General features: G+C 40.2%; 9 protein-coding genes and 2 pseudogenes. 9 read left to right on the forward strand and 2 right to left on the reverse strand.

The genetic code is table 11. From position 1 onward, the window contains the following. Window positions 1-15: 15 nt before the first annotated feature. From DPX34_RS12155 to DPX34_RS22020, 4 genes and pseudogenes are all read left to right on the forward strand, one after another. On the forward strand, window positions 16-6,195 hold the full coding sequence (locus DPX34_RS12155) for a pectinesterase family protein (protein ID WP_111978702.1): 6,180 nt from the start codon (window positions 16-18) through the stop codon (window positions 6,193-6,195). A 114-nt stretch (window positions 6,196-6,309) separates the two neighbouring features. Then, the gene (locus tag DPX34_RS12160) at window positions 6,310-7,095 is read left to right on the forward strand and encodes a rhamnogalacturonan acetylesterase (RefSeq protein ID WP_111978703.1); all 786 of its coding nucleotides are present in this window, start codon (window positions 6,310-6,312) and stop codon (window positions 7,093-7,095) included. Window positions 7,096-7,127: 32 nt separating this feature from the next. Further along, complete coding sequence (locus DPX34_RS22430; RefSeq protein ID WP_157964710.1) at window positions 7,128-7,304, forward strand: hypothetical protein; 177 nt, start codon at window positions 7,128-7,130, stop codon at window positions 7,302-7,304. Further along, window positions 7,289-7,486: pseudogene (locus tag DPX34_RS22020) on the forward strand (hypothetical protein); the annotation flags it as partial. The gene DPX34_RS22430 and the pseudogene DPX34_RS22020, both read left to right, overlap by 16 nt. Window positions 7,487-7,540: 54 nt before the next feature. Here DPX34_RS22020 and DPX34_RS12165 read toward each other — a convergent pair. Both DPX34_RS12165 and DPX34_RS12170 read right to left on the reverse strand, forming a co-directional pair. Then, complete coding sequence (locus tag DPX34_RS12165; RefSeq protein WP_111978704.1) at window positions 7,541-8,803, reverse strand: HipA domain-containing protein; 1,263 nt, start codon at window positions 8,801-8,803, stop codon at window positions 7,541-7,543. A 4-nt stretch (window positions 8,804-8,807) separates the two neighbouring features. Further along, a complete protein-coding gene (locus DPX34_RS12170; RefSeq protein ID WP_198673696.1) occupies window positions 8,808-9,083 on the reverse strand; it encodes a helix-turn-helix domain-containing protein in 276 nt (91 codons plus the stop codon). Window positions 9,084-9,279: 196 nt separating this feature from the next. Between DPX34_RS12170 and DPX34_RS21750 the strand changes: the two genes are divergently transcribed. From DPX34_RS21750 to DPX34_RS12190, 5 genes and pseudogenes are all read left to right on the forward strand, one after another. Continuing rightward, window positions 9,280-9,441 carry a hypothetical protein gene (locus tag DPX34_RS21750; protein WP_157964711.1) on the forward strand — a complete coding sequence of 54 codons (162 nt, stop codon included), beginning with the start codon at window positions 9,280-9,282 and terminating at the stop codon, window positions 9,439-9,441. Further along, a pseudogene (locus DPX34_RS12175) lies at window positions 9,404-9,534 on the forward strand (IS256 family transposase); the annotation flags it as partial. The gene DPX34_RS21750 and the pseudogene DPX34_RS12175, both read left to right, overlap by 38 nt. Before the next feature lie 197 nt (window positions 9,535-9,731). Further along, window positions 9,732-10,076, forward strand: coding sequence for a hypothetical protein (locus tag DPX34_RS12180; protein ID WP_111978705.1), 345 nt, complete (start codon window positions 9,732-9,734; stop codon window positions 10,074-10,076). A gap of 15 nt (window positions 10,077-10,091) precedes the next feature. Then, window positions 10,092-10,685 carry an SMI1/KNR4 family protein gene (locus tag DPX34_RS12185; protein WP_111978706.1) on the forward strand — a complete coding sequence of 198 codons (594 nt, stop codon included), beginning with the start codon at window positions 10,092-10,094 and terminating at the stop codon, window positions 10,683-10,685. A 701-nt stretch (window positions 10,686-11,386) separates the two neighbouring features. Beyond that, window positions 11,387-12,859 carry a mannitol dehydrogenase family protein gene (locus DPX34_RS12190; protein WP_111978707.1) on the forward strand — a complete coding sequence of 491 codons (1,473 nt, stop codon included), beginning with the start codon at window positions 11,387-11,389 and terminating at the stop codon, window positions 12,857-12,859. Window positions 12,860-12,909 lie beyond the last annotated feature (50 nt).

Below are 12,909 nucleotides of genomic sequence, written 5' to 3' on the forward strand. Positions count from 1 at the left end.
GAAAGGAAAAAAATCATGAATTATAAATTATCAATATTGAGCAGTGTTATTGGTGCTGTTCTCGTTTCAGGTTGCGGATTTGAATCTGAGCAAAATGTATCAGCAGTAACAGTCACACCGTTACAAGGCCAATTTTTAGATAGTGGCGTGGGTGGAATGCCGTTTCGTCGAACCAACATTAATGGCGAAGTGACTGAAGGTGTAACCGATGCGGAGGGGCGTTATGAATATGTCCGTGGTGAAAGCATCGAATTTTATATCGGCGGGGTCACGTTTCCGGCGGTTCAAGCTAAATCGATCATTACGCCTTTAAGCTTTTTTTCAACTAATAATCCAAATGCCGAAAATGTCGCTAACGTAGCGCGCTTTTTACAATCGCTTGATAGCGATAATGATCCAAGCAATGGCATTACTATTGATAGCGCATTGGGTGGTGTCGCAACCGTTAATAACGATGACGAAGGTAACCCGCTTAGTGCCAAAGACTTTTTTAACCAATCAGGCAACGCATTCGCAGCCGCAGTTGAGACATGGTTAGGTCAAGCCACTAATAACACTCGGTCTACTTTGGTGTCTTATGAAGATGCGGTTTCGCATTTTGTTGCGACTTTAGCGGCTGAATTAGGTGAATACAAAGCGCAAGCATTTAAGTTAGCTACACTAACCGGCCCCATTACTCATATATATGTTGAAAATGGTACCGTCGTTAGCCAAATTATCAATTTTGTACCAGAAGCCAGTACGGATAATTCAGCCACTAAAGGTTCATACACCATTAGCCAAGATGATGTTGAAGTCGCATCGGGTTTATATGAATTAAGTCGCAGCCGCCAAGTATTGATGTTAAATCAAACGGATGCAGATACGGATTATTTAGTCTCGTTAGCCAATCGTTCTGAAGGTGAACTTTACAGTGTTTGTAATGCCGCCAATGTGTCAGGTTTACAAACACTGATCAATGCCTGTGAAACTGCAGATGATCGTAAAAGCAACATGCTCATTTTAAATGCTGAATTAGTCGCTGATGAAGTGGCCGCTATGCAAGAATATGCCGCGACGATAGATGAACCCGAACCCGCTTTATTTGAAGAGTTTGAAGTGGATAGTGTAAACACATTCTACTCATCTACATACAAGCGATTAGCCGAATCAACGAGTAGTGGTCCACTATATTTTAAAACCGGCGGGACAATCGAAATCGAAAATGGTGAGCTAAAACTCGCTGGTGATCGTTTTTCTATCGGTAATGCTGAGCCCGCATCATCAACAACCTCTGCCGATACAAAAGGCACGGGTATATATAACTTGAGTCAAGGGTTTACCATTAGCTTTGATGTGATTGATCACAACAGTTCTGGTGGTTTGAGTTTATATGTCGACAATAATACAACCAGTGCTGGCAACTCGTTACATGGGAGTGGATCTAAATTTGTTGGCAGTTCAATTAACGACGAAAACTTCCCGAAAGGTCAACGCTTTAGCTTTACGCATGATGGTTTTCCGGCCACAACGAACTCATTCTTCCAGTTACGTACCGATAGTGCAGGTAGTATCACGATTGATAACCTGAAGATCGAAACGGTTGCGAGTGCGGTTGTTAAAGAAGCTTACGAGCCGGTGGCATTTAGTTGTAGCGACATGCCTGCTTTATATTTCTGTGATGATTTTTCACAAGGTACGTTAGACAATTGGAATATCTTTGCGTCAGAAGGTAACACCGCTGGACCCGAAGGCGTATTTGATGTGCTCGATATTAAAGGTAATAACGCAATGCGTTATACCGCCGGTAGCCTAGGGGGGGTATTAGCCACGGTTAAAGACAGTGCCATGGCCAATGTACCGGATGCCGATTATTTTGTTGAGGCTAAATTACGCCCGCGCCAAAATGGCACAACAGCTAATAAACATTTATATATGTTAGGGCGTTATGTTGATCAACAAAACTGGTATGGCGGCGGACTTAATTTACAAAATAGTTCTGCTTCAACACAATCTGAAGTCGCAACGCTTATTGCTGATTCACTTTCGCGTCCTGTGCAGAAAAAACAACCGTTTATTCTCGGCGAAAGAGATGCAACCGACGATGGTGTTTGGTATACCGTGCGTTTTGAAATGCTGGGTAGCGATTTAACGCTATATATCAATGGTGAATTAAAAGGCACGTTTGCGGATACAAATTTCACAGCTAAAGGGTTAGCCGGTTTATATACGTATAATCGATCCTTTGAATTAGATGATTTCAAAATTGGTGCGGCAATGGACAAGCCAATTCAAATATCAACCGATTTAGCCGAATCTAGTTTGATTGGTGGTGTTAATGGTGATCCGTTAACCTTTAATGTATCGGCTTTATTAGGTGATGGCTCAGCTGATTCGGTTACGGTTCATTCGGGTGATGGCGATATTGCAAAAGCCACGATTGATGGCTCAACCGTTACGGTTAATCCATTAGAAGAAGGCATGACGGCAATTTATTTGGTCTCGGCGACTGATCCAACCGTGATACAAAAAATTGATATTACCGTTGCCCCCCAATTTGTTGATTCAACAACAGACTATGGTGATTTAACCGCTAAATTAAGCCCAGCTATCAACGAAATGTCGGCTTATACCGATACCTTAATCAGCGTAGCGTTTGATACCGCGCCGACTTTAGGCGAAAACGGCATGGTCCGTATTTATAATGCCAATACCAATGAGCTCGTTGATGAACTTAATGTGGCAGGTGATTTAGATACGATCAAGTCAGCAACGGAAGGAAAGCTTCGTAATGTGCGTTATCAAGCCATTTATGTTGAAGGTAACAAGCTTGTTATTAAACCTCACAGCGGTGCATTAGCTTACGGCACTGAATATTACGTTGTTATTGGCAATGATGTTGCTTTAAACACTCAACTTAATGGCCTTGATTTTGATGGTTTAGGCAGCTCAACGCAGTGGTCATTCACGACTAAATCAACAATGCCTACCGGCACGGCTATTTTAGTTGATGATGATGGCGCCACGGCTGATTTTAGAACGTTGCAAGCGGCGATGGCTTACGCGATGACAGATAAAAACGCGAGCACAACGATCTCTATCCGTGATGGTGTTTACAATGAAATTTTATATTTGCGCGATAAAAACAACTTAACCATACAAGGTGAAAGCCGCGATGGCACGGTTGTACAATACAACAACTATGAAGGTTTAAATGGGGGTTCAAGTGGGCGTCCGGTATTTTTAGTTGAAAGCGCCGATATGTTAGTGTTAAACAACTTTACGTTGAAAAATACACACGAACGTTCAGGCTCGGGCGATCAAGCTGAAACAATTTACTTTAATAGTCCAGGCAAACGCCTAATCGCGAACAATATGAATTTTGTGAGCGAACAAGATACATTGCAACTTAAAGGATATACCTGGTTCTATAACAGTTTAGTTGCGGGCAATGTTGATTTTATCTGGGGGTATCCAGAAGCGGCCTTGTTTGAAAACACTGAAATTCGTACGGTTGGCCGTTCAGAAAAAGCGCCAGCAGACAGCGAAGGCGGTTATATATTGCAAGCCCGTGTACAAGAAGGTGATAAAGACAATGCCGGATTTGTCTTCTTAAACAGTGAATTTACCAGCGGAGCAGGGCCAAAAGGCAATGGCGTATTAGACAACTCAACTTATATCGCGCGAAGTGGCGGCAGTACGAGTTATTACGACAACGTATTGCTTATTAATAATAAACTAGGTTCACATATTATTAATGAAGGTTGGGCTACACAAAGCAATACTGACCAAAAGCAACCTGATCCAAATCCTTCTCCGGCGACTAATACAATGGGTTGGCGCGAGTTTGGTAGCATGAACGCAAATGGTGATGCACTTGATTTAAGTGGTCGTGATCCGTTGGCTTCTGTATTAACTTCAGCTCCGTTTAATGACCGAGCTGGTGTATTTTCGAACTATGGTGCTGGCTCCGGCTGGGACCCTCAGCCACTCGCCATACCTGATTTTACGAATTTGCCAACAGATGGTAGCGATGGCGGAAATAATGGCGGCGGCGATGTTATTTCGACCCCTGCGATGGGCGATGGCGGTTTTGCTGGCGACAACTACACCTTAACGGGTGGTGAAGGCGGAACGGTCGTAACGGTTGCAACCGGTACCGCTTTAGTTGCCGCACTTGATGCCGCTAAAAGCGCAGGTTCACCCTCCACTATATATATCGACGGTACTATTACGGCCGCTAATACGGGCAATGCAACACGTAATATCGGTATCAAAGATATTAAAGACATTACAATTGTTGGGGTTGCTGACCGAGGTGAATTCAACGGAATTGGTTTGCAAATAGAACGCGCTCAAAATGTTATTATTCGTAACTTAAAAATGCACGAAGTACCAAAAGATTTCGGTGATGTGATTGGCATTGAAGGTGATGAAAATGTTGGCACCAGCCGTATCTGGATTGACCACAACGAGCTATATGGATCATTGGCGGTTGATAAAGATTTTTACGATGGTTTGATTGATAGCAGATCAGGTGCTTCGCACATTACTATCTCGTATAACTACATACACGATCACTGGAAAACCATGTTAAATGGTTCATCAGACGATGATGCAGGCGATCGTTATATTACGTATCACCATAACCACTTTGCCAACATCAACTCCCGTGTACCGCTATTCCGCTATGGTTTTGGACACTTGTATAATAATTATTTTGTCAATATAAACGGTTCGGTGATTAATTCACGCATGGGTGCTCAACTCTTAATTGAAAACAACGTGTTTGAAGATGTTAAAAACCCGATTGTTTCAATTGATTCACGAGAAGTGGGTTATTGGTATGCTCGTGGTAATAGCTTTGAAGGAACGGTGACTTATAGCGATAACGATACTTTTGGTAGCACAGAAGACAGCTACAGTATTTCGGGTGCGATAACCGGTACGTATGATGATGTCAGTTATGATTACGCGACTCATTTACTTGATACGGCCGATGTAAAGGCCCATGTTAAAGCCCATGCCGGTATTGGTAAAATTGATCAATCCAATGACACTATTCCAGCTGTTGATGCGGGAACTGGCGGCAACGATGGTGGTTCAGGCTCAGACGCTAATACGGGTACGCCAAATTTAGCAACGGCTTATGTTGAATCATTTTCGGCAACGGATGCTGATGCCTTTTTCACGTCGGCTTATCGCGACATTGAAGGTGGAAGCGACGGTTCTAAAGATCCAATGTATAGCATTGCGACAGGCGGTAGCCGTATATTTGTGACTAACGGGGCACTTGAAATGACCGGTGCACGTTTTAGTGTGGGTAATACGGTTACAACCTCAACTACTGATGCTGATACCGCCACAACGGGGGTGCTCGATTTAAGTTCAGCTTATACGGTTAGCTTTAAAGTGACTGCTGTTGGCGGTACAACGACTAAAGGTTTCCAAATTTATGTTGATAATAATACATCAGGCAGTGGCAACTCTATTCATGGCTCAGCGTCAAAATTCTATTCAGCTGCACTAGATGATTTAGTGGTTGGCCAAACCTATACCGTTGATGGGTTAGTCGCGACGTCTACCTCGTTTATTACATTGAGAACTGAAACGGATGCGACAATTACTATCGATGATTTAAAAATCGAGAAAAAAAGCGTTGAGTTGGCAAACTCTGGTGCGGTTGATTTAACGACACCGTATGTTGAAGTGTTCTCGGCTGTCGATGCGACCGCCTTTTTTACCTCAACCTATCGTGACATTACAGCGGCAACAGGTACTGATGGTACGAATGCCGCGATGTATCGTATTGCGACAGGCGGTAGTCGTATATTTGTGACTAATGGCGCATTAGAAATGACCGGTGCACGTTTTAGTATCGGTAATACAATTGATACATCGACAACCAGTGCAGACACCACAACAACCGGTGTATTAGATTTAAGTGCTGATTATACCGTTAGTTTTAATGTGGTCAGTGTGGGTGGAACCACCACCAAAGGCTTCCAAATCTATGTTGATAACAATACTTCCGGCAGTGGAAATTCAATTCATGGTTCTGCGTCAAAATTTTACTCAACAGTATTAGATGATTTAGTCGTAGGTGACACCTACACTGTCGACGGTTTAACCGCGACGGCAACCTCATTTCTTACTTTTAGAACAGAAACCGATGCAACTATTACGATTGATAACGTTGTTATTAGTAAAAAATAAACGCTTAATGTCGAGTTGAGCATTTAGATAAACAATACCCACTAAGAGCGATTTTAGTGGGTATTTTACATTTAAGACGTTGCTTCAAATAATGAGAAAAAGGTGAAAAAAAACATGAAAAAAAGCACAATCAAGAAACGTATTATTCTCAGTTTGGTTGGGGGAGTATTGATGACCTTAACCAGTCAAGTTTTGGCATTAACCATACACATGGCGGGTGATTCGACCATGTCGATAAAAGACCCTAAAGACTACCCAGAAACAGGATGGGGTGTGCCTTTTGCTACTTTTTTTGCCGACGATATAAACGTTGCAAACTATGCTAAAAATGGTCGAAGTACCCGTACCTTTATTGAAGAAGGCATTTGGGGCACATTAATTAACACCGTAAAACCACACGATTATGTGATTATTCAATTTGGTCATAATGACGAATCTGCCCGAAAAAAAGATCGGTTTACTACACCAAAGCAATATCAAGAAAATTTACAGCGCTTTATAAACGACGTAAAAACTAAACAAGCGTATCCCATTTTAATGAGCTCAATCACCCGTCGATATTTTGCAGATAATGGTAAATTAAAAGAAACCCACCCTTACGCGCCATTGGTACAAAAAGTGGCATTGCAAAACCCTGATGTTACTTTTATCGATATGGAGCGCTTAACTCGCGATTATTTTAATCAATTAGGTGATCAAGCATCCGCTATACGTTTTATGCACATTAAACCGGGCTTGCATCCTAATTACCCGAATGGCGTAAGAGATGATACCCATTTAAATCAAATGGGTGCGCGCGAAGTGGCACAACTCGTTTTAGTGGCGTTGCGTACTATGCAGCATCCACTCGCGGCTAAAACACGCCCCGTTGACCCAAAACATTTAAAGCTAAGGTATTAAACATGAAAATTTAAGCCGAGTGAGGCGAGGTCATGCAGCAGAAACAAGGCTGTATTACGCCATTTAGTGCTGCATTTATTAAAAAAGAAACAAGCGTTAAGAAAGGGTTAAAAGCTAAACGATTTAAAACCGCTTTAGCTAGTGATTATGCAGATAAAGTCTTTCAGCTTGTTTTTTTAAGTTCACGTAATCTTACCTTGGCAAAGTGATTTATACGACGAATGCCGTTGAGGCTGTGCGTCGTCAGTTTAGAAAATTGACGAAGGGGGCCGAATGAACATAGCCTATTGACGCTGTTTTATGCTGGCATGTTGAACGCCACCGAGAAGTGGATAATGCCCTCCATTCATCATTGGCGTTTTATTTTGAAGGGCGTTTAGATTGCCCTTAATATTTAAAAAAATTAAGCTGATATCGATTTCTAAACACTACCTATGTCAAATCATCATGGTTGTAATCTTGTTACCATTTCTTGGATCATTTTATAACGAATCTCTCTTAGCATATGGAGTTCACCAGCCTTATTTGTTATCCCTTCAAGCTTAGTGACATTCTCAATAATTTTATCTGCTTCTATTTCTATTATTTTCAACATTTTATCAAGCTCACGTTGAGTGATCGTTTTATTTAAACCTAGCCCTTCGCCAAACTCTAAGACATCATTACGAGTAAGTTTCCCTAGTACTTTTGCATTTCCCATTGGTTGAGATAATTCAGCGTGCAAATGGCGGCCTTCATCATCGTATATAGCGGTACTTATAAGATCGTACATTGGTGATAGCACCATTCCATCAGGAGTGACTAAGCAAGATAGATTTTTTAAATGTGCATCGGTATTTCCTACTATGGCGTTAAAAATTGCCCACTTTAAAACGGTAATTTTTGCTTTACCTTTGCCTCTTAAAGCTTCTGTAAATTGCTTTAATTGTACTACATTGCTTTGTGCATACTTAAGTGAGCGGCTTAAGCCCAGTAATTGGCACCCATCCAATGCGTGCATCCTAAGTTGATCCGGAAATAAATTTTTTCTATCAAATCGCTCAATAATATATACAGGCTTAGGGAGGTAACAAACCTCTGTATGAGGCACATCCAAGCCAACAGCTTCCGCTAAGTTCATTACAAACCACTCATTCCTGACCGTTTGCCAATAAATATCGGGTTTTGAGTGCTCTGGTTTTAATATATGTGAAGATGGGGTCGCCCCTACAGGCTCTAAAAATTGATTACCCTGTTTAATAATCAACATTTTATGCTGTGCCCCAGCAATAGACATTCTTTTACTTTTTTGATTATTTAATGGAACATCCGGAAGACTTTTAATTCGAGAATTTAACTCAGAGTAGGACAACTCAATAACGCCTTTTTCAGCATTATCATTTTCTGATTCTAATAATGTAATTGCACCCGCAGACTCAGCACCAGTAATAGCTAAAATACCAAACGAATCGGCTTCGTTTATTTTTATATCTTTTGCTAATAACGTTCTAGCTCCTTCTTCAGGTAATAAATTATCAAAAAACCATTGAATATATCGCTTTGTTGAACCGTCTACCTGCTTCTCAGCTTGTAGTGGAATTTGAGGACAAATAGGGTGCCTCTCTAGGTGGTTAAGCCACATATCATAATATTGAAAAGCCCATATATCATTTTCTTCGAATAGCGAGCCTACTTTTAATTGATTAATGAATATATTTAGCTTGCGCATTTATTCACCCTACATCCATATTATGCAACGCCTTTAGCTTATCAATTGTTTTTTCAGGTAGGTTTGGAGGTAAATTAATTTCAAGCTCTATGCCTAATTGCTCCAATAGAGTAAGCACCCGGCCAATTTCCACTGTCTCTTTTCCATTTTCAAATTGGCTCATAAAGGTTAAGCCATTTCCTGATAATAGCCCTGCGGTTTCTTGATCAAGCGATTGGCTTTGTCTTACAAGCTTAGATACAGCGCCTAGCTGTTTTATATTTCTTATTTTAACTTGCATTAGAACTACCTTATTTATGCGAACGCATGAATACTACCATAAAACACCGCTAACACTATAATTTTATACGAACGCATAAATAAAGGGTGATAATGAAAACGCTTTCCGTTATTTATACGAACGCATAAATAAAGGAAGGTGTTTTTTATTAGTTATAGAGAAAATTATTCTCTTGCGAAGAAGGAACGGGCCTTTTATGTGCTTATTAAAATTAGAAACAAGCGTTAACAAAGGGTTAAAAGCTAAACGATTTAAAACCGCTTTAGCTACTGATTATGCAGATAAAGTCTTTCAGCTTGTTTTTTATGCACACGTAATCTTACCTTGGCAAGGGGATTTATACGACGAATGCCGTTGAGGCTGTGTATCGTCAGTTTAGAAAATTGACGAAGGGGCATTTCCGAATGAAAATAGTTTGTGGAAGCTGCTTTATGCTGGAATATCGAACTCATTCATTTAAAATACCCTAACTAACCCGATTGCATTTAACTAAGATGATCAGCAGCCAATTGAATATGTCAAATAATCATGGTTGTAACCTGAGCCGCTACAATATCATTTAAGTTAATCGCGTTTGGCTGCCCGTTGTTTCAATCGCTTTATTTTGACCTTTTTTAATCCAACAGCAGCTGATTTTAGTCGATTGCGTTGGATGGAAAAGTTCCAAGCGGATTTCATGGTCATCATATTAATAGTGTAAAAGATCATCCAACTCAGGCTGGAGATCCTAACAATATCGAATTTTTGACTCCTGAAGAGCACTTTGCTAAGCATGGTAACAATTGGAGAAACCAGACAGTTGGTAGTCTAATGGATAGAACTTTCTCTATAACATTGGGCGTAGGTATTAGCGTTCTGGAGGTGATGGATACTTATAGTCCAGAGGGATTGATGATGATGTCTGCTGGAGCTGGTTGCGCTGCTGGTGACGCTGCTATGTGTAACTCCTATCAAATTATGGGCGGTGAAGTTAATGATCCAAATGCAATATAAGTTAAGAGATTAAGAATGAAATTTATCGAATTTATTAGGCTATTAAAAGAAAAGTATATAGATAGCCCTAATATAACAACGGAAAATGGATCTGTGTTGTTAAGAAATGTTCCTGATATAGCTCCAAAAGCATATTTACACTCGTTATATGCTCCTTTGGATGAAAGTGAGATTGAAGATCTAGAAGCACAAATTTCATACGCTTTACCTGAAGAACTTAAACAGTTTTACATGACGGTAAATGGATTAGATTTTTATTGTGGTACGTTATATATGTATGGATTGCGCAAAGATAAAGCTAGGACTGTTTTGGCTACTATCCAGCAACCGTTCGATATAGCTATGCCAAATAACACTTCTTTTGGTTATCACATAAGTAGAGCTATTTATATCGGAGCATACAAATATGATGGTTCTGTAGTGGGTTATGATATAGATAATGGGAAGGTCTTTAGACAATCAAAATCAAACAAAGAAATTTTGAATCAGTGGGCTGATCTCCATGAGTTTATTTATAATGAATATGATAGGCTTTTTAAGCTTATTGACGTTAATGGAAACAAACAAAAGGGCGTAAAGTCAACTGTTCCAGAGCGTCTAATTCATTAAAATCAAATCAATAAAGTCAGGAATAAATAACGGACACCCACTCGAAATTAGATGGGGTCGGGCACAGGTTGTTTCGATTTAGTTAGATAAATGGGGCAGGTAAACTTTATTTTGATTTCAAGGCTAGTTGCCCGAAGGTTTGGCTTCTTTGGGAGCAAAGAAAATAGCCCTATTTAACCTATAGGGCTTTTTGTTGCGTAATATCAATTGCACGATTTATACAAGGCAGAGCGATTGCGGTGTCGTTATTCTACATAAAAGAGCGATAACGTAGTAGAAATAGTGCAAATTCGCTACCCTTTGGGTTCAATCCAAAACGTTTTGCTCTTTGTTATTGGCTTTTGACGTAGAACCACTATGCCGTCAAGCCAATGCCGCGATCAAAACGCTTTGGAATTGAACAAAATATATACGACAAAGATAAACACGCCCTAGCGGCGGTGGATTAATATCAATACCTCTTTATTTTAAGCGGCGTGGCTCCTGTTGAAGTGAATTGAGTGTATATAGCGCTAATTACCGTTATTTAAGGTTAATTATCAATCACTTAAATTTAGTTGTTTTATTTAAATATAATTATTTTGTTTTTTATATGAATTTATTACGGTTGCATAGGTAATTATACATTGACCTTATTACTTATAATTGCTAGATTGCCACCGGTAGCAGTGTTTTATGTATTGTCAAAATTGGAAAGAATTGTGAAATTAAATAATTTTAATCTGGCTAAATTAGCTGAACAGCAAGGTGACGATAGTGGTTTAACCTTGCCAAAATATGATCGCTCGCAAACGGGGATCGGAATTGTCCATTTGGGGTTGGGGGCTTTTCATCGTTCTCACCAAGCTTATTACACCGAAAAGGCGTTAAATGAATTTGGTGGCGATTGGGCTATCTGTGGCGTTTCAATGCGCAGCACTCATACGCGTGACGCGATGGCGTCGCAAGATAATTTATTTACGATCGCTAAGCTTGATCAGCAAAATGAATTTCAGGTTGTTGGTGCCATTAAAGAAGTGCTTGTTGCCGCTGAGCAATTAGATCAAGTGCTAGAACGTATGACTGCCGCAACCACTAAAATCGTGTCGCTTACCGTCACTGAAAAAGGTTATTGTTTAGACAGTGCAGGTAATTTAGATTTGGCGCTAGCCGGTATAAAACATGATTTATTAAACCAAGCAATCCCTTCAACCGCGATTGGCTTAATTAGCAAAGCATTACAAACACGAAAAGAAAACGGCATTGCGCCTTTTCAAGTATTAGCCTGTGATAATTTGCCTGCAAATGGTAAAAAATTGAAAGCGGCGATCGTGCAATATAGTCGTTTTATATCGTCGGAATTAAGTGATTGGATTAGTGAACAAGTTAATTTTCCCAATACGATGGTTGATAGCATAACGCCTAAAACCGAACAAGAAACGATAGATTTGATCACTAACAGTACGGGCCTAGTTGATAGTGCGCCTGTGCAGCGTGAATCGTTTACCCAGTGGGTGATAGAAGATTGCTTGCATGCTGATATTCCGCATTGGGATAAAGTGGGAGTCACTTATAGTAACGATGTGGCGGGCTATGAGCATACCAAACTGCGTATTTTAAATGGTTTGCATTCTGCGTTAGCTTATTTAGGGCGAGTTGCGGGTTACGATACGGTTTATCAGGCGATTAACGACAGTATTATTAAAAAGTATTTATTGCGTTTAGTTGATGAAGAGATTATTCCCTCTATTGCGGCGCCTGCCGGCTTAGATTTGCATGTGTATTCTCGCGACATTATTAAGCGTTTTGAGAATGTTAAAATTCAACATCATTTAGAACAAATTGCTTGTGATGGTTCGATTAAAATTGCAGTGCGCACCTTAGAACCGATCACTGAAAACTTGCAAGCAGCGCGCAGCATTCAATTATTGTCGATAGTGGTCGCTGCATGGATCCAATTTGTGTATTTAAAAGCGCAACAGCAACAAACGTTAAATGATCCAAATGCAACTCAATTAATCGCGATCGTTTCAAGGTTTAACAATAATGCAATGAATGATATCGAGTGTTTTTTGGCGGAGGAAGGGATTATTCCTGAAACATTAAGATCGAATGTGCATTTTAAACAAGCCTTAACGTGCGCCTATCAAAAAATTATTGATGCTGGTGATTCATTGCAAAGTGCTTTAATTTAAGTGATAAAAACGCGCTACCCAAGTGACTTCAAGACGCTGAACTAGCCTGT

It is taken from the genome of Algibacillus agarilyticus (assembly GCF_003286125.1).
GTDB lineage: Bacteria > Pseudomonadota > Gammaproteobacteria > Enterobacterales > Alteromonadaceae > Algibacillus > Algibacillus agarilyticus.